We start from the raw sequence: 23907 nt of genomic DNA, 5'->3' as shown, positions 1-23907 counted from the left end.
CGTGGCGGCATGCGCAGGAACGGCCGGCCGTCGCGCGTTTTCGCCATCGGGTGGGCATTTTTTGTGTTCCATATAAGGAACGACGTGCCTCTGATGGAATGGAGTATAGAGGCGTCACGCACCGGATCAAAAATAATTTTTTCGGGACGGATGGGTTTCCGACCGATGCCCGGCGGCGGTGCGCGAAGCCCGCGTAAACCCGGTAAATCCCCGTCACATAACAAAAAATTTCATTTAATGAGATGGATGGACGTGATCGCCGACCCGACGGTCAGTGTTTTCCCTAGGGCATGCACCTTTTTGTTTTACTCGTGGAAAGTCGCTCCTATAATCACCATCCATAAACTGCTGTTCCGGGTATGGAACAAATCGGAACCAACCGAGAGTCGATCAGAAGGAAGGGTGTGAGATGTCTGAACAATGGGTTTGCGCCGGACACGCCGGCGCGCTGTCGGAAGACACGCCGATCGAGTTCAAGCGGACCGACGGCGTCGAGATCGGGATCTATCGCGTCGGCGATGAGGTGTACGCGCTCGAGAACGTGTGCCCGCATGCGTACGCGCTGCTGACGCAGGGGTTCGTCGACGAAGGCACGGTCGAATGCCCGTTGCACGAGGCCGTGTTCGACATCAAGACGGGCGAATGCCTGAAGGGTCCGGGCGGACGCGCACTGAAGCAGTACGCGGTGCGTCTCGCCGGCGAGGAAATCCAGATCAAGGTGGAATGACATGAAAGAAGCGACCGTCAACTTCAATCCCTTCCTGAAGCCGTGGGTGGCGCCGCAGCCGAACAATGTCGCGGGCAAGGGGCAGATCGAGATCCCCGGCCAGGTCGAGAACCAGGTCTGGCAGAACCGCAAGGCCGCACCGACCCAGTACGAAAACGACCTCGGCGATGCGCTCGAACGCGTGTTCGAAGCCGGCGCGATCGAGCTGGACGACGTCGTCGCGGGCCTGAACCGCATCGGCTTCCGCGCGCCGGACGGCACGGCGTGGACCGCCGAGCGCTTCCGCGCCGAAATGGCCGCGCTGGCGGAATGAGCGCTTGAGCGCCGATCGCCGACCCGACGACAACCGCATCCGGAGCACACTGATGACGTCCCCCGTACAACACGCAGTCCAACACGACCCGGTCCGTGACTATCTCGACCGCGGCATCAAGAACTACTGGTATCCCGTCGCGCCGAGCTGGCAGGTGTCGAATGCGCCCGTCGGCCTCACGCGCCTGTCCGAGCAGATCGTGCTGTGGCGCGATCACGACGGCAAGGTTCACGCGCTCGAAGATCGCTGCCCGCACCGCGGCGCGCGCCTGTCGCTCGGCTGGAACCTCGGCGGCAACATCGCCTGCTGGTATCACGGCATCGAAGTCGACGGCGGCGGCACCGTGAACCGCGTGCCGGCCGTGTCGAACTGTCCGCTCGAAGGCACGAAGTGCGTGAAGTCGTATCCGGTCGAAGAGAAGGCCGGCGCGATCTTCCTGTGGTTCGGCGATGAAGCGCACGGCGAGCCGGCGCCGCTGAACCTGCCCGAGGAACTGGTCGACGACGAGTACGGCCACTTCCTGTGCGTGTCGAACTGGAAGTGCAATTATCAGTACGCGATCGACAACGTGATGGACCCGATGCACGGCGCGTACCTCCATGCCACCTCGCACTCGATGGCCGAAGGCGACAAGCAGGCCGACATGCGCGTGCGCAAGACGGAAACGGGGCTGATGTTCGAGAAGATCGGCCAGCGCGACGTGAACTTCGACTGGGTCGAGCTCGGCGAAACGGGCTGCCTGTGGATGCGCCTCGCGATCCCGTACAAGCAGAAGTTCGGCCCGGGCGGCAACTTCGGGATCATCGGCTTCGCGACGCCTGTCGACGGCGACAACTGCCAGGTCTACTTCTGGCGCACCCGCAAGGTCAGCGGCTGGCAGCGCGACGTGTGGCGCTTCATGTACCGCAACCGCCTCGAGGGCCTGCACTGGGACGTGCTCGAGCAGGACCGCTACGTCCTCGAAAGCCTCGCGCCGAATGCGCGCGATCACGAATACCTGTACCAGCACGACGTCGGCATGACGCGCGTACGCCGGATGCTGCGCACGCGTGCGCAGGAGCATCTTTCCGCGCTCGACGCGCATCGCGCGGCGCAGGCGCAGGCCGCATCGGAGCCGGCAAATGGCTGAGCGCGCTCCGGTCGTGTCGCTCGCGGGGCGCCGCGTGCTCGTCACGGGCGGCGCGCGCGGGCTCGGCGCGGCGTTCGTGACGGCGCTCGTCGAAGCGGGCGCGCAGGTCGCGTTCGGCGACGTGCTGGCCGACGAAGGCCGTGCGCTTGCCGCGCAACTCTCCGAAGCCGGCCATGTCGCCCATTTCTTCGCACTCGATCTCGCCGATCCGGCGAGCGTCGATGCGTTCGTCGCGCAGGGCGCGGCGGCGCTCGGCGGCATCGACGCGCTGATCAACAACGCGGCGATCACGAACTCGGGCGGCAAGCTGTCGACCGAGCTCGACGTGTCGACGTGGGACGCCGTGATGAACGTGAACGTGCGCGGCGTGTGGCTCGTCAGCAATGCAGCGCTGCCGCACCTCGCGCAGTCGGGCCGCGGCGCGATCGTGAACCTCGCGTCGGACACCGCGCTGTGGGGCGCGCCGAAGCTGCTCGCGTACGTCGCGAGCAAGGGCGCGGTGATCGCGATGACGCATGCGCAGGCACGCGAGTTCGGCGCGCACGGCGTGACGGTCAACGCGATCGCGCCGGGGCTCACCGAAGTCGAGGCGACGGCCTACGTGCCGGCCGAGCGCCACGCGTTCTACATGCAGGGCCGCGCGCTGACACGCGCGCAGGTGCCCGACGACGTGACGGGCCCCGTGCTGTTCCTGCTGTCGGACGGCGCGCGCTTCGTGACGGGTCAATTGCTGCCGGTAAACGGCGGCTTCGTGATGAATTGATTGAATTGAAGTTTTCACTCTGATGAAGGAGAGGACGATGGCGGACGCCGATCTCGAACGCAAGTCGTGGGACCAGCCGGAAGGCGCAAGCTTCAACGACTGGATGGAAGGGCGCGTGGCGCGCTACGCGACCCGTCGCTACGACTGGGACGCACTGAAGTTCCAGGCCGACTACGACCCGAAGTACCGCCGAGCGCAGATGCGCTACGTCGGCACGGGCGGCACGGGCGTCGCGAAGGACGTCAACACGGTGCCGGCCGGCGGCTTCACGTTTTCGACGATGGTCATCCCGGCCGGCAACATCGGCCCGAGCCACATCCACATGGACGTCGAGGAAATCTTCTTCGTGCTGCGCGGCAAGATGAAGGTGATCTGCGAGCGTGACGGCGAGACGTGGGAAGCGATCCTCGGCGAGCGCGACCTGATCTCGGTGCCGCCCGGCGTGTATCGCACGGAAATCAACATTGGCGAGGAAGACGCGCTGATGTGCGTGATGCTCGGTTCGCCGAAGCCGATCACGCCGACGTATCCGCCCGATTCGCCGCTCGCGAAGATCAAGCGCTGAAACGGAGCGGGTGAAGCAATGAGTGTCATCGACAAACGTGAACGCGACCGCACCGCGGCGTTCGCCGCGCTGCTCGGGCAGTTTCCCGAACAGCGTTGCGCGGCCGGCGCGGCGGGCACGATCGGTTATCGCGAGGCCGGCGCGCAGCATGCGGGCCGTGCGCTGCCCGTCGTGCTGCTGCACGGCATCGGCTCGGGCGCCGCATCGTGGGTCCGCCAGCTCGACACGCTCGGCGCATCGCGGCGCGTGCTCGCGTGGGATGCGCCCGGTTATGGCGTGTCGACGCCGGTGCACGGCGCGTCGCCGGCCGCTACCGATTACGCGGCATCGCTGAATGCGTGGCTCGAGGCACTCGGCATCGAACGCTGCGTGCTGGTCGGTCATTCGCTCGGCGCGATCATCGCGGGCGGTCTCGCCCGCGTGATGCCCGCGCGGATCGCCGGCCTGCTGCTGGTGTCGCCCGCGGGCGGCTACGGCAGCGCACCGGCCGAAACCCGCGAATCGCGCCGTGACGCGCGGCTCGCGATGCTTGCCGAACTCGGCCCGGCCGGGCTCGCCGAGCAGCGCAGCGGCAACATGCTGTCCGGTTTCGCGAACGAGGATGCGCGTGCGTGGGTGCGCTGGAACATGGCGCGCATCGTGCCGGCCGGCTACGCACAGGCCACGCATCTGCTCGCGAATGCCGATCTCGCGACCGATCTCGCCGGCTTTCGCGGCCGCACGGCCGTGGCCGTCGGCGCGAACGACGCGATCACGCCGCCCGCCGCGTGCGAGCGGATTGCCGCGGCCGCGCACGTCGGGCTACAGGTGATTCCGCAAGCAGGCCATGCCGGCTACGTGGAAGCGCCGGCCGTTTATTCCGCACTGATCGACACGTTCTGCCGTCAGTGCGACCAACAGCGGGGACTGGCATGAACGAACCGCTACAACAACCCGATACCGAAAACGGGAAAGCCGAAGCCAGCTACGTGGTGCCCGGCCTCGAACGCGGGCTGCGGATCCTCGCCGAATTCTCGCCGCGCGAGCCCGTGCTCGGCGCGCCCGAATTGTCGAAGCGGCTCGGCATTCCGCGCACGACGGTATTCCGTCTGCTGCAGACGCTCGAATCGCTCGGCTTCCTCGAGCGCGCGGACAAGGATCGCAACTACAAGCTCGGCATCGCCGTGCTGCGGCTCGGCTTCGAATACCTGAGCTCGCTGGAGCTGACCGATCTGGGCCTGCCCGTGATCGAGAGCCTGCGCGACGCGACCGGCTTCACGACGCACATCGTGATCCGCGACGGCCGCGACGTGGTGTTCGTCGCGAAGGCGCAGAGCCAGGCGCCGGTGTTCAGCTCGATCCGCGTGAATGTCGGCACGCGCTTGCCCGCGCATGCGACGACGCACGGCCACGTGCTGATGGGCGACCTGTCGTTGAAGGAACTGCATGCGCTGTATCCGGAAGGCGCGCTGAACCGGATGACGAACGCGACGCCGGAGACGGTCGACGCGCTGTACGAAGTGATCCGCGAGGATGCGCTGCGCGGCTACGGCGTCAGCAATTCGTCGTTCGAGCGCGGCATCTCGGTGGTGACGGCGCCGGTGCGCAACGAGACGCAGAAGATCGTCGCATGCATCACGGTGACGGTGCCGCGGCCGGAGATCGACGCGGCGCTGATCGCGGATGGTCTGATCGACAAGGTGCAGCGCGCGGCGGCGGAATTGTCGCGGCGGCTCAATTACCGCTCGGATGACGAGCACACGTTTCTGAAGGCTTTAGGACTCCGATGATCCAGATCGATCTGACCGGGCAGGTGGCGGTGGTGACGGGCGGTTCGTCCGGCATCGGCCTCGCGACCGCCGAACGGTTCCTGCAGGCGGGCGCGTCGGTCGCGATTTGCGGCCGCGACAGCGAGCGCCTGGCGCGCGCCGAAGCGATGCTCGGCGAGAAATACCCGGGCGCGCAACTGCTCGCCGCACGCTGCAACGTGCTCGATGAGCAGGATGTGGCTGCGTTCGCTCAAGCGGTGTCGACACGCTTCGGCCGCGCCGACATGCTGGTCAACAACGCCGGCCAGGGCCGCGTGTCGACCTTCGCCGACACGACCGACGACGCGTGGCGCGAAGAGCTCGAACTGAAGTATTTCAGCATCATCCGCCCGACCCGCGCGTTCCTGCCGTTGCTGCGCGACGCGCAGGCGCCGACGATCACCTGCGTGAACTCGCTGCTCGCGCTGCAGCCGGAGCCGCACATGGTCGCGACGTCGTCGGCGCGCGCGGGCGTGCTGAGCCTCGTGAAGTCGCTCGCGACCGAGCTCGCGCCGCAGCGCATCCGCGTGAACTCGATCCTGATCGGCATCGTCGAGTCGGGCCAGTGGCGCCGCCGCTATGAAGTGCAGGCGCAGGCCGGCGAAAGCTGGGAGGACTGGACGGGCGCGATCGCCCGCACGAAGAACATTCCGCTGAACCGCTTCGGCAAGCCTGACGAGGCCGCCTGGGCACTCTTTTATCTCGCAACGCATCTGTCGTCGTACACGACGGGCAGCCATATCGACGTTTCTGGAGGCTTTGCACGCCATGTCTAAAAAAACCACGGTTGGCGAGCTGATTGCCGCCTTTCTCGAGCAGTGCGGCGTGAAGACCGCATTCGGTGTCATCTCGATCCACAACATGCCGATCCTCGACGCGATCAACTCGCGCGGCAACATCCGGTATGTCGGCGCACGCGGCGAAGCCGGCGCGTTGAACATGGCAGACGGCCTGGCCCGCGTGTCGGGCGGCCTCGGCGTCGCGTTCACGAGCACGGGCACGGCGGCGGGCAACGCAGCCGGCGCGATGGTCGAGGCGCTGACGGCCGGCACCGCGCTGCTGCACGTCACCGGGCAGATCGAGACGCCGTATCTCGACCAGGATCTCGCGTACATCCACGAAGCGCCGGACCAGTTGTCGATGCTCGACTCGATCTCGAAGGCCGCGTTCCGCGTGCGCACCGTCGAAACCGTGCTGCCGACGATCCGCGAAGCCGTGCGCATCGCGCAGACCGCGCCGACGGGCCCCGTGTCGGTCGAGATTCCGATCGACATCCAGGCTGCCGAAATCGAATGGCCGGAAGACCTCGCACCGGCACACGTCACGGTGCGCGAGCACGACACCGCACGCGTCGCGAAGCTCGCCGACGCACTGGCGGCCAAGCGCCGCCCGCTGCTGTGGCTCGGCGGCGGCGCGCGCCACGCACGCGAGGAAGTCGAACGCCTCGTGAAGCTCGGCTTCGGCGTCGTGACGAGCGTGCAGGGCCGCGGCGTGCTGCCCGAGGATCATGCGGCGACGCTCGGCGCGTTCAACGTGCATGCGTCCGTCGAAGCGTTCTACAAGACCTGCGATGCACTCGTCGTCGTCGGCTCGCGCCTGCGCGGCAACGAGACGCTGAAGTACAAGCTCGCACTGCCGCAGCCGCTGTTCCGCGTCGATGCCGACGCGCTCGCCGACAACCGCGGCTATCGCAACGAGCTGTTCGTGCACGGCGATTCGAAGCGCGTGCTGGCCGAGCTGGCCGACCGCCTCGAAGGCCGCCTGTCGGTCGATCCGCAATTCGCCGTCGATCTCGCGGCAGCCCGCGAGCAGGCGGTGGCCGACGTGTCGAAGGGCCTCGGGCCGTACAAGCAGCTCGTCGACACGCTGCAGGGCGCCGTCGGCCGCGACTACAACTGGGTGCGCGACGTGACGATCTCGAACAGCACGTGGGGCAACCGCCTGCTGAAGATCTTCGAGCCGCGCTCGGGCGTGCATGCGCTCGGCGGCGGCATCGGCCAGGGCATCCAGATGGGCATCGGCGCGGCGCTGGCGGATGCGGCTGCGAAGACGGTCTGCCTCGTCGGCGACGGCGGCCTGATGGTCAACGTCGGCGAGCTCGTCACGGCCGTGCAGGAAAACGCGAACGTGATGATCGTGCTGATGAACGACCAGTGCTACGGCGTGATCCGCAACATCCAGGACGCGCACTACGGTGGCCGCCGCTGCTTCGTACAGCTGCACCAGCCCGATTTCGCGCAGTTCTGCGCGAGCTTCGGCCTCACGCACTATCGGATCACGTCGCTCGACCAGGCGGAAGCGATCGTGCGTGAAGGGATGGCGAAGGAAGGGCCGGTGATGGTCGAGGTCGACATGCTGTCGGTCGGCTCGTTCGCGTCGAACTTCGCCGGCCCGCCGGTGAAGAAGGAAGAGCCGTCGGAGCGCCAGTATGCGTAACGGCCACGCACCCGTCGACGTCGCGATGATCGGCTTCGGTGCGATCGGCGCGGCCGTGTACCACGCGGTCGAGCACGATGCGTCGCTGCGCATCGCGCACGTGATCGTGCCGGAACACCAGCGCGCGGCGGTGCAGGGCGTGCTGGGCGGCGCGGTGGAGGTCGTGTCGTCGGTCGACGCACTGGCCCGCCGCCCCGAGTTCGCACTCGAATGCGCAGGCCACAGCGCGCTCGTCGATCACGTCGTGCCGCTGTTGAAGGCCGGCACCGACTGCGCGGTCGCATCGATCGGCGCGCTGTCCGATCTCGCGCTGCTCGACGTGCTCGCGCAGGCGGCCGACGAAGGCGATGCGACGGTCACGCTGCTGTCCGGCGCGATCGGCGGGATCGACGCGCTGGCGTCCGCGAAGCAGGGCGGCCTCGACGAAGTGCTGTACGTGGGCCGCAAGCCGCCGCTCGGCTGGCTCGGCACGCCTGCCGAGGAACTGTGCGACCTGCGTGCGATGAACGCGGAAAAGGTGATCTTCGAAGGCAGCGCGCGCGATGCCGCACGCCTGTATCCGAAGAACGCGAACGTTGCGGCCACCGTCGCGCTCGCGGGCCTCGGGCTCGACGCGACGCACGTGCGCCTGATCGCCGATCCGGCCGTCGAGCGCAACGTGCATCGCATCACCGCGCGCGGCGCATTCGGCGAGATGTCGCTGGAAATGAGCGGCAAGCCGCTGCCCGACAACCCGAAGACGTCCGCGCTGACGGCGTACAGCGCGATCCGCGCGCTGCGCAACCGCGCGGCCCGCTGCGTGATCTGACCGGGCCATTGAATGTCCGCCCGCGCCACGGCGAGGGCGGACGTGCAGAGACAGATTTGTGGGACTTGTGACATGACTCCTTTCGATACGAGCCTCGTACCCGACGGCAACATCCTGATCGGCGGCGAATGGCGGCGCGGCCGTGGCGCGCCTTACGCGAGCATCTATCCGGCCGACCAGTCGCTGAACATGGAAGTGTCGACCGCGAACGCGGACGACGCGGCCGAAGCTGTCGTCGCCGCCGACGCCGCCTGGCGCCGCGCCGACTGGGCCGGGCTGAAGCCGCACCTGCGTGCGCAGGTGCTGTACCGCATCGCTGACCTGATCATGCAGCGCCACGAGGCGCTCGCGAACCTGCAGCGCCGCGACAACGGCAAGCCGATCAGCGAGACGCGCGTGCTGGTGGCCAGCGCCGCGAACACGTTCCGCTATTTCGCGGCGTGCCTTGAAACGCTCGACGAGGAACTGACGCCGTCGCGCGGCGATTACCTGACGATGAGCGTGTACGAGCCGATCGGCGTGATCGCGGCGATCACGCCGTGGAATTCGCCGATCGCGTCCGATGCGCAGAAGCTTGCGCCGGCGCTGGCGGGCGGCAACGCGGTCGTGCTCAAGCCGGCCGAAGTCACGCCGCTCGTGTCGCTCGCGCTGGCTCGGATCTGCGAGGAAGCCGGCGTGCCGAAGGGCGTGCTGAGCGTGTTGCCGGGCAAGGGCTCGGTGATCGGCGACGTGCTCGTGCGTCATCCGCTCGTGAAGAAGGTGTCGTTCACCGGCGGCACCGAAGTGGGCCGCGGCATCGCGCGCATCGCGGCCGAAAAGCTGATGCCCGTGTCGCTCGAACTCGGCGGCAAGTCGCCGACCATCGTCTGTGACGACGCCGATCTCGATCACGCGGTCAACGGCGTGCTGTACGGCATTTTCAGCTCGTCGGGCGAAGCGTGCATCGCGGGTTCGCGGCTGTTCGTGCAGCGCGCGGTGTACGACGAATTCATGAAGCGTCTCGTCGCGGGCGCACGCAAGCTGCGCTTGGGCGACCCGACGCGTCCCGACACGCAGATGGGGCCGCTGATCACCGCGAAGCATCGCGAATCGGTGGAGCGCTACGTCGCGCTCGGTCTCGAAGAAGGCGGCCGCCTGCTGTGCGGTGGCGAACGGCCGTCGGGCGACGGGCGCGAGAACGGCTTTTTCTATCAGCCGACGATTCTCGAAGGCCTGCCGAACAGCGCGCGTATCTGCCAGGAAGAAATCTTCGGGCCCGTGCTCGTCGCGATGCCGTTCGACGACGAAGCGTCGCTGATCGCGCAGGCGAACGACAGCGTGTTCGGCCTGGCGGCCGGCATCTGGACGCGCGACTACAAGCGCGCCTGGCGCATCGCGCGTGCGCTGGAGACGGGCACCGTCTGGATCAACACGTACAAGCTGTTCTCGATTTCCACGCCGTTCTCGGGCTGGAAGGAGAGCGGGATGGGGCGCGAGAAGGGCCGCCTCGGCATCCGCGAATACATGCAGCAGAAGAGCCTCTACTGGGGCTTGAACGACGCGCCGCTGCCGTGGGCGAACTGAGCGAAGGGGAATGACGCAATGAGCATTTTGGGAATCGAGCAGATCACGTACGGCGTCGACGACCTCGCGACCTGCCGGCGCTTTTTCGCCGACTGGGGGATGAAGGAAGTCTCGCACGACGATTCGCGCGCACGCTTCGAGACGCTGAACGGCTGCACCGTGCTGGCCGTCAAGGCCGACGATCCGGCGCTGCCGCCCGCGTTCGAAGCGGGCCCGACGCTGCGTGAAGTCACATGGGGCGTCGCGACGCAGCAGGAACTCGACGCGCTGCGCACGAAACTGGCCGGCCAGCCCGGTTACTACGCGCAGGACGATGCGGTCGGCTGCATCGATCCGAACGGGATGGCGATCCGCATCGAAGTCACGCGCAAGCGCGAGCTCGACATCACGGGCTCGCCGTCGAACGTGTGGGGCCAGACGCTGCGCGTCGACCAGCCGAGCCCGATCTATGCACGCGCGGAACCGGTCGAGGTCGGGCACGTGGTGTTCTTCACGAACTGCCTCGACGCACAGGAAAAGTTCTATCACGAGCTGCTGGGCTTCGAGACGTCCGACCGTTACCCGGGCCGCGGCGCGTTCATGCGCTGCGCGCCGCACGGCGGCCACCACGACCTGTTCCTGCTCGCGCTGCCGAACGGCAAACGCGGCCTGAACCACGTCGCGTTCACCGTGCGCGACATCCACGAGGTGTTCGGCGGCGGCATGCACATCGACCGCTGCGGCTGGGAAACGCAACTCGGCCCGGGCCGTCACCCGGTGTCGTCCGCGTACTTCTGGTACTTCCAGAACCCGGCCGGCGGCCTGATCGAGTACTACGCGGACGAAGACATGCTGACGCCCGAATGGCAGCCGCGCGAATTCGAGCCGGGTCCGACCGTGTTCGCCGAATGGGCCGTCGACGGCGGCCTCGACGGCAACACGCGCCGGCAGAAGAACGCGAAGGCGCCGGAAGGCAAGTTCATGACGGAGCGGAAATCATGAGCGAAGGGAACGAACAGGCGCAGGCTGCGCCCGGCACGGTCGTCGTGATCGGCGGCGGCCAGGCCGCCGGCTGGGTGCTGAAGACGCTGCGCGCGGAAGGCTTTGCCGGCCGTCTCGTGATGATCGCGGACGAACCGCATCTGCCGTACGAGCGTCCGCCGTTGTCGAAGGCCGTGCTGGCCGGCGACGCCGACATCGAAACCGTGCGCGTCGTGCGGCCCGACGAATTCGACGCGCTGAACGTGGAAGCCTGGCAGCCGGAACGCGCCGCATCGATCGACCGTGCGCGCCGCGTCGTGACAACCGAAAGCGGCCGCGAGATCGAATACGACCGGGTCGTGATCGCGACCGGCGGCACGTCGCGCCGCCTGCCGGACGCGCTCGTGAAGACGCCGAACCTGCATTACCTGCGTACGCTCGACGAAGCGGCCGCGCTCGGCGAGAAGCTGCGCGCGAGCCAGCGCGTGCTCGTGATCGGCGGTGGCTGGATCGGCCTCGAAGTCGCGGCGACCGCGCGCAAGCTCGGCGTCGAGGCGGTCGTGGTCGAAGGCGCGCCGCGGCTGTGCGGCCGCTCGGTGCCGCAGATCGTGTCGGATTTCCTGCTCGACCTGCATCGTGCGAACGGCGTCGACGTGCGGCTCGGCGCGGCGCTCGCATCGCTCGACGCGCAGCCCGACGACGCGTCGAAGGTACGCGCGACGCTGGCGGACGGCACGACGATCGACGCCGATTTCGCGGTGGCCGGCATCGGCCTCGCGCTGAACGCGTCGCTCGCGAGCGATGCGGGGCTGGCGATCGACGACGGCATCGTCGTCGACGAATTCGGCGCGACCAGCGACCCGGCGATCTTCGCGTGCGGCGACGTCGCGAACCATCACAACGGCTGGCTGAAACGGCGCGTGCGGCTCGAATCGTGGGCCAACGCGCAGAATCAGGCGATCGCGGCCGCGAAGGCCGTGCTCGGCGTGCGTGCCCCGTACGCGGAGATCCCGTGGTTCTGGTCCGATCAGTACGACGTGAACCTGCAGATCCTCGGCGATCTGCCGGCCGATGCGCAGCTCGTCGTGCGCGGCGAGCTTGCCGCGCGGCGCGCGACGCTGTTTTTCGTGGGCGAAGGACATGTGAGAGGTGTCATCGCCGTCAACAACGCACGTGAGCTGAAGCTCGCGCGCAAGTGGATGAACCAGGGCCGGGCAGTGGATACGGAAGCCCTGGCAGACACGAGCAAGACACTGGCCTGACCGGGCGACGAGACACAGGAGACACCCCGCATGAGCACTTTCGACAACGTCGTGGCCGGTCGCGCCACGATGGAAGCTGCCGCCTCCACGCCCGGCGCGATCATCGCGCGGCTCGAGCGGCTTCCGGCCAACGCGATGCAGATCCGCGCGCGCGTGCTGATCGGCACCGCGACGTTCTTCGACGGCTTCGACGTGATCACGATCGCGGCGACGCTGCCGCTGCTGATTCACAAATGGGGGCTGTCGCCGACGCAGATCGGCCTGCTGATCGCATCCGGCGCGATCGGCCAGCTGATCGGCGCCTTCCTGTTTCCGGCGCTGGCCGAGAAGCACGGCCGCGTGAAGGCGATCGCATGGAGCTCGGCCGTGATCGGCGTCACGAGCATCGCGTGCGGCTTCGCGCCGACCTTCGAGATCTTCGTGCTGCTGCGGATCCTGCAGGGCCTCGGCCTGGGCGGCGAGCTGCCGGTTGCCGCGACGTACATCAACGAGATCACGCGTGCACATGGCCGCGGCCGGTTCGTGCTGCTGTACGAGATCGTGTTCCCGATCGGCCTGCTCGTGTCGATGGCGCTCGGCGCGTGGCTCGTGCCGCGCTTTGGCTGGGAGATCATGTACTTCGTCGGCGGGCTGCCGCTGATTCTCTCGCTCGTGCTGACGCGCATCGTGCCGGAGTCGCCGCGCTGGCTCGCGTCGCGCGGGCGCCTGGCCGAAGCCGGGCGGGCGGTCGGCGCGTTTGAATCGTCGGTGCGCGGCGAGCTGCCGCCGGTCACGCAGGCGGCCGCTTTCGACGAGATGGTGCGCCAGCATCCGAAGCGCAAGATGAGCGATCTGTTCAGCGCTGCCTATCGCAAGCGCACGCTCGCGGTGGCGACGTTGTGGGCGACCTGCGGGTTCATCCAGTACGGGCTGTCGACGTGGCTGCCGACGATCTACAAGAACTTCTATCACGCACCGCTGCAGCTCGCGCTGAACCTCGCGGTGATCGGCTCGGTGATGGGCGTGCTCGGGTCGCTGGCGTCCGCACTGCTCGTCGACAAGCTCGGCCGCAAGCCGGTGATCGTGTGGTCGTTCGTGCTGTGCGCGCTGTCGCTGGCGTTCGCGGGCATCTATCATGCGTCGTCGGTGTATGTCGTCTCGATCTTCTGCTCGCTGTCGCTCGGGTTGATGGCGTCGGGGTTCATCACCGCGTACGTCTATACGCCTGAGCAGTATCCGACGAGCATCCGCGCGTCGGGCTGCGGGCTTGGCAGCGCGTGGCTCAAGATCGCGTCGTTCGTCGCGCCGATGGTGGTGCCGCACGCGATCATCGGCGGCAACCTCGCGCCGGCGTTCTACCTGATCGGCATCGTGCCGCTGATCGCGGCGGTGACCGTGCACTTCGTCGGGATCGAGACGAAGGGGAAGGTGCTCGAAGCGCTTGAAGCGTAAGCGCGGCCGGCGGTAGCGGCTGAAGTGAAGAGGTCCGGGCGATGTCCGGGCCTTTTTGTTTGGCGGCGATCGGGTTGCTGCTGTGCGGCGGAGCGTGCGAACGCGCGAGATGGCCGACTTGCGGCTTGCGTGTTCTAATTCACGATCCCGTTTTCGACCGACTGTCGCCATGCCTCTGTTCGAACCCGTCACGCTGGATACCTCCCGCCTCGTCCTGCGACCGCTACGCGACGCCGATGCGCACACCTTCTTCGAGATCTGGTCGGATGCGGAAGCGATGCGCTATTTCTCGTTCTCGCCGATGACGCACATCGAACAGGCGATCGAACGTGTCGCGCGCAACGTGAAGAATTCCGCGAGCGGGCAGGACCTGATCTGCGTGCTCGAACTGCGGGAAACCGGCGAAGCGCTCGGCGAATGCGTGCTGTTCCATGCAAACGAGCAATGCCGGCGCGCCGAGATCGGCTTCTGCCTGCGGCGCAAGTTCTGGAGCGGCGGTTACATGCGCGAGGCGGTATCGGCCGTGATCGATCACGCGTTCGGCACGTTGCGGCTGAACCGGCTCGAAGCCGATATCGATCCGCGCAACGCAGCGTCGGCGCGGCTGCTCGAACGGCTCGGCTTTGCGCGGGAAGGGTTACTGCGCGAACGCTGGATCGTCGGGGACGACGTATCGGACAGCGCGCTGTACGGGTTGCTGGCGAGCGACCGGCGCGCGTGATGCGTGACGTGTAATGCGGCCGGGCCGGCGATGGCCCGGTTGTATCAATCCCAGCGGCTGTCTTCCATGTCGGCTTCCACGTCGGCGGTGCCGCCGAATCCCAACTGCTTGAGCTGCGCGTAGTAGCGCGTGTAGTCGAATTCGCCGTCCTCTTCCCACGGTTCGAGATCCCGGATCACGTCGGCCATCCACGGAATCCAGCGCGGCGGAGGCGCCCATTTCAGGAAGTAGGTCACGCGCTCGCGCTCGTGCCACGTGTGCTGTTCCCACCATTCCTGAAACACCGTCATGAACGTTTCGCCGCCGCCCATGCGCCACCGCATGCCGTACGGATGCGAATCGGCCGCGATGACCTACGGCGGCGGAACCGCACCGTACTGCGCGAGGTAGTCGGCCACGCTTCGTCTGTACCAGTCTGCGTCCGCGTACTGCCCCATCAGATCTCCTTCCGCTGTTTGCCGCGTATTCCCTTGGCACGCTCACGGTTTCGCGAGCCAGCCCTCGACCTGTTCTTTCCCGCGCAGCGCCGCGACCCAGCGGGTGGGCAACGCGTGCTCGCCGTACAGCGCGCCGGCGAGGCTACCGGCGATGGCCGCTGTCGTATCCGTATCGTTGCCGAGTGCGATCGCGCGCTTCACGCAGTCTTCGTAGCTGCCCGTCGACAGCAGGCAATGGATTGACGACCAGAAGCTGTCGACCACGTAACCGGATCCTTGCGGCGCATCGAAGCGGCCATCGAGCACGATCTTCAGTTCGCTCTCGTCGGCGGTGCCCGCGTAGCGCGCCAGCAACTCGTCTTCGGCCGCGCGCACGGCATCGGGCGCGGGCTGGCCTTCGACGATGCCCCATGCCGTCAGGCCATAGAGCGCACAGCACAGTTGCGAGCGCACGTGGCCGTGCGTGACGACGCTCTGCTTGCACGCGAGCCGGATCGCTTCGTCGCGCGATGCGGCGACCATGACCACCGGGAAGCAGCGCATCAGCGAGCCGTTGCCGTTGTCGCGCTCGCCGTTCGGGCCGGCAACAACTGGCGCCGCGCCGGCCGCCAGCGCGTGGAATGCACGCTGCGTCTGCAGGCCGACGTCGAACACGCGGCCGTCCGGCGTGAAGGCGCCGCGATGAAACCAGTCCTGCAGGTTGCGCGCGAACGTGTCGAGATTCAGGGCGTGGTCGTCCGACAGCGCGTCGAGCAGCGCGAGCGCCTGCGCGCCGTCGTCGCTCCAGGTGCCGGGCGGCACGCCGTCGTGGGCGCGCGCAAAGCCGGGCGGTGGCGTCATGTCGATCGCGGCGGGCGGCGGAATCGACTCGGCGTCGTGGAATTCATACGGCACGCCCAGCGCGTCGCCGATCAGCAGGCCCAGCAGGCCGCCGCGCAAGCGGGATCGTCGGTTCGGAGTGGTGGTCATCGGACAGGGATCGGGTTGGCGGCTCGCGCCGCGGAATACCGTGCAGCCTAGACCAATCGTGTGCGCGTGCCTAGCCGATGCCGCGCCGCCGGTGCGAACGAGTGCCGCATGGCCCGTGTGCGCCGGTGAGCTAGAGTCGAACGGTAGCGGATCAAACGACATCGGGAAGACAAGATCATGGCCAAGAAATTTCCACTGCATCCCGTGCATCCGGAGCGGATCTGCTGGGGATGCGACAACTACTGCCCGACACACGCGATGCGTTGCGGCAATGGCTCCAGCCGTACGCAGCACCCGAGCGAGCTGCTCGGTGACGACTGGTATCGATACGGCGACTGGGGCATCGAAGGCGCGGATGCCGACAACGAACATGAAGCCGCGACCGAAGCCGGCGGGCAGTCATAGCGACAAGTTGCCTCACCTGCGCGCATCCGGTTTCTTGATCTGCATCACGGTTGCGAAACGCGTGCCGAAACATCATGAAAAAAGATGCATAAGACGCGCATCTTGAAGCGGGCGGGATGCCCGGCAGCCAGGAACCCGCGTTCCGCTGTCGCTCGCGCCGACCCGCGCCCCCATGATCGAGAAAGGAGAGCACCGTGTTTTGCTATCAATGCGAACAGACTGACAGGACCGGCACGCGGCCCGGCTGTGCATCGGCGAAAGGCAACTGCGGCAAGGATGCAACGACGGCGGACCTGCAGGATCTGCTGGTCCATGCAGTGAAGGGCATTGCGCAATACGGTGCGATCGCGCGTGCGATGGGCGCACCGGATCGCGATGCCGACCGGTTCGTGCTGTATGCGATGTTCACGACGCTGACCAACGTGAACTTCCATGCGGCCCGTTTCGTCGCGCTGTTGCGCGAAGCGGCGCAGATGCGCGACCGCGTGAAGGCCGCATGCGACGCGAGCGCGCGGGCGGCGGGCACGGTCGTCCCGGCGCAGCACGGGCCGGCGATGTGGCAGCCGGCGGACGATCTGGCCGGGCTGCTGGAGCAGGCCAAGAGCGTCGGCGTGGACCACGGGCTCGACAAGGTGGGCGCGGACATCGTCGGCCTGCGCGCGCTGGTGCTGTACGGGCTGAAGGGCGTGTGCGCGTACGCGCATCATGCGCGGGTGCTCGGCTACGAGCGCGACGACATCTACGAGGGGATCGAGGCGGCGCTCGCGTTTCTCGCGCGCGACCCCGACGACGTCAACGCGCTGCTCGCGCAGGCACTCGACCTCGGCCGGTTGAACCTGACGGTCATGGAACTGCTCGACAGCGCGAACACCGGCCGCTTCGGCGCGCAGCAACCGACGGCCGTGCGCGTGTCGCCGGTGGCGGGCAAGGCGATCCTCGTGTCGGGCCACGATCTCGGCGATCTGCACGCGCTGCTCGAACAGACGGCCGGCACCGGCATCCAGGTGTACACGCACGGCGAGATGCTGCCGGCCCATGCGTATCCGGTGTTGAGGGCGTTTCCGCATCTGGCCGGCAACTACGGCGGCGCATGGCAGGATCAGCAGAGCGACTTCGCGCATTTCCCGGGGCCGATCCTGATGACGTCCAACTGCATCATCGAACCGATGCCGCAATACCGGCAGCGGATCTTCACGACGGGTCCGGTCGGCTGGCCGGGTGTGCGCCATCTCGAGCATCACGATTTCTCGACGCTGATCCGCGCCGCGCAGGCGCTGCCCGGGTTCCCGGCCACGGCGCCGGAGGAGACGATCACGGTCGGCTTCGGCCGGCATGCGGTGCTCGGTGTCGCGGACAAGGTCATCGACGCGGTCAAGGCCGGACAGATCCGCCATTTCTTCCTGATCGGCGGCTGCGACGGCGCGGCACCGGGCCGCAACTACTACACCGAGTTCGCGGAGCAGGCGCCGGACGATACGGTCGTGATGACGCTCGGCTGCAACAAGTACCGGTTCAACCGGCACGCGTTCGGCGATATCGGCGGCATTCCGCGCCTGCTCGACCTCGGGCAGTGCAACGACAGCTACTCGGCGATCCGGATCGCGACGGCGCTCGCCGACGCATTCGAATGCGGGGTGAACGACCTGCCGCTGTCGCTCGTGATCTCGTGGTTCGAGCAAAAGGCGGCCGCCGTGCTGCTGACGCTGCTCGCGCTCGGCCTGCGCAACATCCGCCTCGGGCCGACGCTTCCGGCCTTCGTGACGCCGGGCGTGCTGGCGGTGCTGGTCGAGCAGTTCGGCATCCAGCCGATCGGCGACGCCGGTACCGACCTGGCCGCGTCGCTGGCGCGCCAGGCCGCTTGAGCGGGATCGTTCGATGACTTATCGCATCGAGATCACGACACGCGACGGCGAGCGCTTCGGCTTCGCCTGCGATGCCGGGCAGGATCTGCTGTCGGCAGCGGCCGAGGCCGATATCACGCTGCCGTCGCAATGCCGGCGCGGAAGCTGCGGCGCGTGCCAGGCGACCGTCGTCGACGGCGCGTACGAGACGTCGACCGACAGTGCCGGCGTGCTGCCGGCCGGCCAGCGCGGCGTGGTCCTGTTGTGCCGGACCCGGCCGCGCGGCGATCTGCGGGTCGCCGCGCCGTACGACCGCACCAAGGTGTTGCTGCATCCGGTGCCCGTGCGCACCGCGCGGATCGCGGCGCTCGAGACGATCGCGGCCGACACGATGCGCGTCGAGCTGCAGGTCGAGCCCGACGACGCGTTCGGCTCGGCCGCGGAATTCGAGCCGGGCCAGTTCGCGGAACTCGAGGTGCCGGGCAGCGGTATGCGCCGCCCGTATTCGCTCGCGAACACGAGCAACTGGGACGGCCGCCTCGAGTTCCTGATCCGGCTGCGGCCGGGCGGCTGGTTTTCGACCTACCTGCGCGAGCGCGCGCGGCCGGGCGATCCGCTGACCGTGCGCGTGCCGATGGGCGGCTTCGGGCTGTTCGCGGACAGCCTGCGGCCGCGCTGGTTCGTCGCGGGCGGCACCGGGCTCGCGCCGATCCTGTCGATGCTGCGGCGCATGGCTGAATTTCAGGAGATGGTCGACGCGCGGCTGTTCTTCGGCGTCAATCAGGAAAGCGAACTGTTCATGATGGATGAACTCACGCGATTGCAAGCGGACCTGCCGCAGTTGCGCGTCGATCTGTGCGTCTGGCGGCCGGGCGGGGAGTGGGCCGGGTTCAGTGGCACGCCGGTCGATGCGTTGCGCGCGGCGCTCGCGCAGGTCGGCGCGCCACCGGACCTCTACGTGTGCGGACCGCCCCCGCTCGTGCAGGGTGTACGGGACGTGGCAATGGCGGCAGGCGTGCCCGATGCGCAGTTCGCGAGCGAGCGTTTCACCGTGTGATGCTTGCATCCGGCACCGATGGTGCGCTGCGGGTATGGCGGCGCCAGTGGAAGGCTGCGCCGCCCGGTGTGCAACGTGCCAGCGCGGTCCGCTGGTCCGTTGCCGCGAAGCCGTCGCACGGCGTCGCCGCGCATTCGTCCGGAGGGCGCGAGCCGGCGCGCGCGCGTCGCTGACGGTATGCTTGCGCCCGGGACCGGCGCCGGTGACGGACGACGGAGCGCAATCCGCGCAGCCGACGACACGGCGGCGGCATCGGGGCATGGAGGCACGACATGGAGCAGGTGGTGGTGATGCACGTCGCGCCATATTCAACCGACAGCGAGTGCGCGGCGGTGACGTTACGGTGCGGCGAACACGCGATCACGGTGTTCTCGTTCGGAGGCGACGCGCGCGTCGACGACATCGTGCGAACGCCGGTGTCGGCAGTCGACTGCGAGGTCCGGGCGGCCTGTCTCGACGATTGGCCCGACGACGCAAGACGTGCAGCCAGCCGGCAATGGATCGGGAAAACCGGGAACCCGTACGGCTACCGCGGATGCGGGTGGGTCATCGATCGGGAGCAGGGATTGATCGACGTGGTCGGCTTCACGCTCGACATGGGCGAGTTGCCATGCGACGGCGCGGTCGAATTCGAGTGCCTCCGGCTCGATCTCTGACCGGGCGGGCGACCGGCGGGCTTGCCGGATTGCCGTCACGAACTTACCCTTGGTCGACATCCCGGCCCCGAACAGGATCACGACCATGCAAGCCCACCCCCTGCGTCTTTCCCCCGGCGACGACCTGCGCGCGTCGATCGAGCACGCATTGCGTCAGCACGACGCGCACGCAGCCTTCGTGATCCAGGGCATCGGCAGCCTGAGCGTCGCGCAGTTGCGCTTTGCCGGGGCCGACGTGCCGACCGAACTGCGCGGCGACCTCGAAATCCTGACGCTGGCCGGCTCGGTATCGCCGGACGGCGCGCACTTGCACATGTCCGTTTCCGATGTGGTCGGCCGCGTGTCGGGCGGCCACGTGGCCAGCGGCTGCGTGGTGCGCACGACCGCCGAGATCCTGCTTGCCGTGCTTCCCGCGCATCGCTTTGCGCGCGAACCCGACCCGCACACCAGCTTCAACGAACTGGTGATCCGCCGCCAGCCGGGCGGCGAGGGCGCGTGACGGTTGCGAAGCCGCGTTAGAATTGGCGGTCATTCGACGCTTTTTCGCCATTCACCGTTCCGCGAGGCCGCCATCCATGGATGATTCCGACATCGAACAAAAGGCGTGGGATATCGTCCGCACCTGGCTCGAGGGCGCGACGCCCGAGCAATTGCACCGCTTCGCCGCGCGCTCCAATTACGACGGTAACAGCCGCGCGCTGCGCTGGCTGCTCGACAACCGCAACATCGATCGCGCCACCGCGCTGCTGATCTACTGGAGTCTGGGCGCCGCGTGGTTCGTGCAGTACGCGAACGAAAGCGACCTGGGCAACGCGTCGTATCAACTGGACCAGTTCCGGCTGGTGCGTGAAATCGAGCAGCGTTATGCCGACGGCTATTACGCCGATCACGGGATCTGGTTCGATCCGCATGACTACGAAGGCGCGAGCCCGAACGACTATCCCGATCTCCCGGTCGCGCGACCAGTGCCGGCGCTGATGCTGCAGCCGACCGACGGCCGCGAGTATGTCGATCTCGACGAAGCGGAAGGGTACGACGAAGGCTTGCCGTTCGACGTGGTCGAGCGGCTTTACGCGCTTCACAAGTGACCGGGCCGGCGCTGCCCTCCGGCGCCCGATAAAAAAATGGCGCCGCGGGCATTCAGCCTGCGGCGCCATTGCGTGGTGCCGCGACGTCAACCGCCCGTCGCAGCCCGCTGCGCGTGCTTACAGCTGCACGGTGTCGGCCACTTCCTTGAAGTCTTCGATCTGGTCGAAGTTCATGTACTTGTAGATCTTGTCGCCGTTCGCGGTGAGCACGCCCATGTCGGCCATGTACTCTTCCTTGGTCGGGATCTTGCCCAGACGCGAGCAGATCGCTGCCAGTTCCGCCGAGCCGAGGTACACGTTCGTGTTCTTGCCCAGGCGGTTCGGGAAGTTGCGGGTCGACGTCGACATGACCGTCGCGCCTTCGCGCACTTGTGCCTGGTTACCCATGCACAGCGAGCAGCCCGGCATTTCGGTACGCGCACCAGCCGTGCCGAACACGCCGTAGTGGCCTTCTTCGGTCAGTTGCTTCTGGTCCATCTTGGTCGGCGGCGCGACCCACAGCTTGACCGGGATGTCGCGCTTGCCTTCGAGCAGCTTCGACGCTGCACGGAAGTGACCGATGTTGGTCATGCACGAGCCGATGAACACTTCGTCGATCTTCGCGCCTGCGACGTCCGACAGCGTCTTCACGTCGTCCGGGTCGTTCGGGCATGCGACGATCGGCTCGTGGATGTCGGCGAGGTCGATCTCGATGACGGCCGCGTACTCGGCGTCGGCATCCGGCGACAGCAGTTGCGGGTCGGCCAGCCACTGTTCCATCGCTTCGATACGGCGCTGCAGGCTGCGCGGATCCTGGTAGCCCTGCGCGATCATCCACTTCAGCAGCGTGATGTTGCTGTTGAGGTATTCGATGATCGGTTCCTTGTTCAGGTGCACCGAGCAACCGGCTGCCGAACGCTCTGCCGACGCATCCGACAGCTCGAACGCTTGCTCGACCTTCAGGTCGGGCAGGCCTTCGATTTCGAGGATACGGCCCGAGAAGATGTTCTTCTTGCCTTGCTTGGCGACCGTCAGCATGCCTTGCTTGATCGCGTACAGCGGGATCGCGTTGACGAGGTCACGCAGCGTGACGCCCGGCTGCATCTTGCCCTTGAAGCGGACCAGCACCGATTCCGGCATGTCCAGCGGCATCGTGCCGGTGGCGGCCGCGAACGCGACCAGGCCCGAACCTGCCGGGAAGCTGATACCGATCGGGAAGCGGGTGTGCGAATCGCCGCCGGTGCCGACGGTGTCGGGCAGCAGCATGCGGTTCAGCCACGAGTGGATCACGCCGTCGCCCGGGCGCAGCGCGATACCGCCACGCGTGCTGATGAAGTTCGGCAGCGTCTGGTGCGTCTTCACGTCGACCGGCTTCGGATAAGCGGCGGTGTGGCAGAACGACTGCATCACGAGATCGGCCGAGAAGCCGAGGCATGCGAGATCCTTCAGTTCGTCGCGGGTCATCGGGCCCGTGGTGTCCTGCGAGCCGACCGAGGTCATCTTCGGTTCGCAGTACGTGCCCGGGCGGACGCCCTGGCCTTCCGGCAGACCGCATGCGCGGCCGACCATCTTCTGCGCGAGCGAGAAGCCCTTGCCGCTGTCGGCCGGCTGGTGCGGCAGGCGGAACAGCGTCGACGGCGCGAGGCCCAGCGCTTCACGTGCCTTCGCGGTCAGGCCGCGGCCGATGATCAGCGGAATGCGGCCGCCGGCGCGCACTTCGTCGAACAGCACGTCGGACTTGACCTGGAATTCGGCGATCACGTTGCCGTCCTTCAGTGCCTTGCCATCGTACGGGCGCAGTTCGACCACGTCGCCCATTTCCATCTGCGACACGTCGAGCTCGATCGGCAGCGCGCCGGCATCTTCCATCGTGTTGTAGAAGATCGGGGCGATCTTGCTGCCGAGGCACACGCCGCCGAAGCGCTTGTTCGGCACGAACGGGATGTCTTCGCCGGTGAACCACAGCACCGAGTTGGTGGCCGACTTGCGCGAGGAGCCGGTGCCGACCACGTCGCCCACGTAGGCGACCAGGTGACCCTTTTCCTTCAGCGATTCGATGAACTTGACCGGGCCGCGCTTGCCGTCTTCTTCCGGCGTGATGCCCGGGCGTGCGTTCTTCAGCATCGCCAGTGCGTGCATCGGGATGTCCGGGCGGGTGGTGGCGTCCGGGGCCGGCGACAGGTCGTCGGTGTTGGTTTCGCCCGTCACCTTGAACACGGTGATGGTCAGGCTTTGCGGCACTTCCGGACGGCTCGTGAACCATTCGGCGTCGGCCCAGCTTTGCAGCACGGCCTTCGCGTGCGCGTTGCCCTTGTCGGCGAGTTCCTTGACGTCATGGAACTGGTCGAACATCAGCAGGGTTTTCTTCAGTGCGTCGGCGGCCACGGCTGCGACGGCTTCATCGGACAGCAGCTCGATCAGCGGCTGGATGTTGTAGCCGCCCAGCATCGTGCCGAGCAGTTCGGTCGCGCGTTCGCGCGAGATCAGCGGGGAGGCGGTCTCGCCCTTGGCCACGGCAGCCAGGAAGCCGGCCTTCACGCGGGCGGCTTCGTCGACGCCGGCAGGCACGCGATGGGTGATCAGGTCGACGAGCGTCTGCTCTTCGCCGGCAGGCGGGTTCGCCAGCAGTTCCACCAGTTCGGCGGTCTGCTGAGCCGTCAGCGGCAGGGGAGGAATACCGAGCGCGGCGCGGGCGGCCACGTGAGCACGAAAGTTTTCAAGCATGGGGAGACCTGCTGATATTGCGTTTGAGGGGAAGGCCTTGCCGGCACTCCGGGGCTGTTCCAGGCACTGCTTTGAGCGGGATTCTAATCTCAATGCTCTGTAACGTCAAATGTCTTATGTCTTATATAAGAGTTGCTGGGCGCGGCACGGAAAAGCCCGATGGGACGGGGGAGTTGGGTTTTTCGGACGTGTTTCGGTGGCTTGCCTGGGCGTGAACGCGGGAGAGGGGTTCCGGGTGGTTCCGACCGCCGCCGGGATGTGCGCGGGCGGCGGGGCCGGGTGGCCA

At 67.3% G+C, this 23907-nt stretch carries 24 protein-coding genes; 21 read left to right on the top strand and 3 right to left on the bottom strand.

Going from position 1 to position 23907, the window contains the following annotated elements; all coding sequences use genetic code 11:
• The first annotated feature begins 409 nt into the window (after window positions 1-409).
• From BDO18943_RS35155 to BDO18943_RS35085, 15 genes are all read left to right on the top strand, one after another.
• A complete protein-coding gene (locus BDO18943_RS35155) occupies window positions 410-727 on the top strand; it encodes a non-heme iron oxygenase ferredoxin subunit (RefSeq protein ID WP_006758060.1) in 318 nt (105 codons plus the stop codon).
• A gap of 1 nt (window position 728) precedes the next feature.
• Window positions 729-1040, top strand: a complete 312-nt coding sequence (locus BDO18943_RS35150) for a recombinase-like helix-turn-helix domain-containing protein (protein ID WP_043177351.1) — start codon at window positions 729-731, stop codon at window positions 1038-1040.
• 52 nt (window positions 1041-1092) lie between these two features.
• The gene (locus BDO18943_RS35145; RefSeq protein ID WP_175025854.1) at window positions 1093-2169 is read left to right on the top strand and encodes an aromatic ring-hydroxylating dioxygenase subunit alpha; all 1077 of its coding nucleotides are present in this window, start codon (window positions 1093-1095) and stop codon (window positions 2167-2169) included.
• Window positions 2162-2932: an SDR family oxidoreductase gene (locus BDO18943_RS35140; protein WP_175025853.1), complete on the top strand. Its 771-nt coding sequence runs from the start codon at window positions 2162-2164 to the stop codon at window positions 2930-2932. Before BDO18943_RS35145 ends, BDO18943_RS35140 begins: the two co-directional genes overlap by 8 nt.
• Window positions 2933-2969: 37 nt before the next feature.
• Window positions 2970-3497, top strand: coding sequence for a cupin domain-containing protein (locus tag BDO18943_RS35135; RefSeq protein WP_043177345.1), 528 nt, complete (start codon window positions 2970-2972; stop codon window positions 3495-3497).
• Between the two features lie 18 nt (window positions 3498-3515).
• Window positions 3516-4412 carry an alpha/beta fold hydrolase gene (locus BDO18943_RS35130; protein WP_175025852.1) on the top strand — a complete coding sequence of 299 codons (897 nt, stop codon included), beginning with the start codon at window positions 3516-3518 and terminating at the stop codon, window positions 4410-4412.
• Window positions 4409-5266 carry an IclR family transcriptional regulator gene (locus BDO18943_RS35125; RefSeq protein WP_089496640.1) on the top strand — a complete coding sequence of 286 codons (858 nt, stop codon included), beginning with the start codon at window positions 4409-4411 and terminating at the stop codon, window positions 5264-5266. The genes BDO18943_RS35130 and BDO18943_RS35125 overlap by 4 nt, the downstream gene beginning before the upstream one ends.
• Window positions 5263-6060: an SDR family oxidoreductase gene (locus tag BDO18943_RS35120; RefSeq protein WP_175025851.1), complete on the top strand. Its 798-nt coding sequence runs from the start codon at window positions 5263-5265 to the stop codon at window positions 6058-6060. Before BDO18943_RS35125 ends, BDO18943_RS35120 begins: the two co-directional genes overlap by 4 nt.
• The gene (locus BDO18943_RS35115; RefSeq protein WP_175025850.1) at window positions 6053-7720 is read left to right on the top strand and encodes a thiamine pyrophosphate-binding protein; all 1668 of its coding nucleotides are present in this window, start codon (window positions 6053-6055) and stop codon (window positions 7718-7720) included. The genes BDO18943_RS35120 and BDO18943_RS35115 overlap by 8 nt, the downstream gene beginning before the upstream one ends.
• Entirely contained in the window at window positions 7713-8528 is an 816-nt protein-coding gene (locus BDO18943_RS35110) for an aspartate dehydrogenase (RefSeq protein WP_175025849.1), read from the top strand. Before BDO18943_RS35115 ends, BDO18943_RS35110 begins: the two co-directional genes overlap by 8 nt.
• A gap of 72 nt (window positions 8529-8600) precedes the next feature.
• Window positions 8601-10091 (top strand): aldehyde dehydrogenase, encoded by a 1491-nt coding sequence (locus tag BDO18943_RS35105; protein WP_175025848.1) that lies wholly within the window; start codon window positions 8601-8603, stop codon window positions 10089-10091.
• Window positions 10092-10109: 18 nt separating this feature from the next.
• Window positions 10110-11072 (top strand): VOC family protein, encoded by a 963-nt coding sequence (locus BDO18943_RS35100; RefSeq protein ID WP_175025847.1) that lies wholly within the window; start codon window positions 10110-10112, stop codon window positions 11070-11072.
• The gene (locus BDO18943_RS35095; protein WP_175025846.1) at window positions 11069-12313 is read left to right on the top strand and encodes an NAD(P)/FAD-dependent oxidoreductase; all 1245 of its coding nucleotides are present in this window, start codon (window positions 11069-11071) and stop codon (window positions 12311-12313) included. The genes BDO18943_RS35100 and BDO18943_RS35095 overlap by 4 nt, the downstream gene beginning before the upstream one ends.
• Window positions 12314-12343: 30 nt before the next feature.
• Complete coding sequence (locus tag BDO18943_RS35090) at window positions 12344-13744, top strand: MFS transporter (protein WP_175025845.1); 1401 nt, start codon at window positions 12344-12346, stop codon at window positions 13742-13744.
• A gap of 169 nt (window positions 13745-13913) precedes the next feature.
• On the top strand, window positions 13914-14465 hold the full coding sequence (locus tag BDO18943_RS35085) for a GNAT family N-acetyltransferase (RefSeq protein WP_175025844.1): 552 nt from the start codon (window positions 13914-13916) through the stop codon (window positions 14463-14465).
• 44 nt (window positions 14466-14509) lie between these two features.
• Here BDO18943_RS35085 and BDO18943_RS35080 read toward each other — a convergent pair whose 3' ends face one another.
• Window positions 14510-14755 (bottom strand): hypothetical protein, encoded by a 246-nt coding sequence (locus BDO18943_RS35080; protein WP_175025843.1) that lies wholly within the window; start codon window positions 14753-14755, stop codon window positions 14510-14512.
• 189 nt (window positions 14756-14944) lie between these two features.
• Entirely contained in the window at window positions 14945-15871 is a 927-nt protein-coding gene (locus BDO18943_RS35075) for an ADP-ribosylglycohydrolase family protein (RefSeq protein WP_175025842.1), read from the bottom strand.
• Between the two features lie 177 nt (window positions 15872-16048).
• Here BDO18943_RS35075 and BDO18943_RS35070 point away from each other — a divergent pair, with 177 nt between their 5' ends.
• From BDO18943_RS35070 to BDO18943_RS35045, 6 genes are all read left to right on the top strand, one after another.
• A complete protein-coding gene (locus tag BDO18943_RS35070) occupies window positions 16049-16276 on the top strand; it encodes a DUF3079 domain-containing protein (protein WP_175025841.1) in 228 nt (75 codons plus the stop codon).
• Between the two features lie 194 nt (window positions 16277-16470).
• Window positions 16471-18138, top strand: coding sequence for a hydroxylamine reductase (gene hcp / locus BDO18943_RS35065; protein ID WP_175025840.1), 1668 nt, complete (start codon window positions 16471-16473; stop codon window positions 18136-18138).
• 13 nt (window positions 18139-18151) lie between these two features.
• Entirely contained in the window at window positions 18152-19174 is a 1023-nt protein-coding gene (locus tag BDO18943_RS35060) for a 2Fe-2S iron-sulfur cluster-binding protein (RefSeq protein ID WP_175025839.1), read from the top strand.
• A 272-nt stretch (window positions 19175-19446) separates the two neighbouring features.
• Complete coding sequence (locus BDO18943_RS35055) at window positions 19447-19830, top strand: hypothetical protein (RefSeq protein ID WP_175025838.1); 384 nt, start codon at window positions 19447-19449, stop codon at window positions 19828-19830.
• Window positions 19831-19915: 85 nt separating this feature from the next.
• Window positions 19916-20329 carry a PPC domain-containing DNA-binding protein gene (locus BDO18943_RS35050; protein ID WP_175025861.1) on the top strand — a complete coding sequence of 138 codons (414 nt, stop codon included), beginning with the start codon at window positions 19916-19918 and terminating at the stop codon, window positions 20327-20329.
• Window positions 20330-20405: 76 nt separating this feature from the next.
• Entirely contained in the window at window positions 20406-20918 is a 513-nt protein-coding gene (locus BDO18943_RS35045) for a DUF4274 domain-containing protein (RefSeq protein ID WP_175025837.1), read from the top strand.
• Between the two features lie 117 nt (window positions 20919-21035).
• Here BDO18943_RS35045 and acnB read toward each other — a convergent pair whose 3' ends face one another.
• On the bottom strand, window positions 21036-23621 hold the full coding sequence (gene acnB, locus BDO18943_RS35040) for a bifunctional aconitate hydratase 2/2-methylisocitrate dehydratase (RefSeq protein ID WP_175025836.1): 2586 nt from the start codon (window positions 23619-23621) through the stop codon (window positions 21036-21038).
• Between the last annotated feature and the right edge of the window lie 286 nt (window positions 23622-23907).

The organism is Burkholderia aenigmatica (genome assembly GCF_902499175.1).
GTDB classification, from domain to species: Bacteria; Pseudomonadota; Gammaproteobacteria; order Burkholderiales; family Burkholderiaceae; genus Burkholderia; species Burkholderia aenigmatica.
Note: the sequence above shows the minus strand (reverse complement) of the source record. Positions and strands in the feature narration are given on the sequence as shown.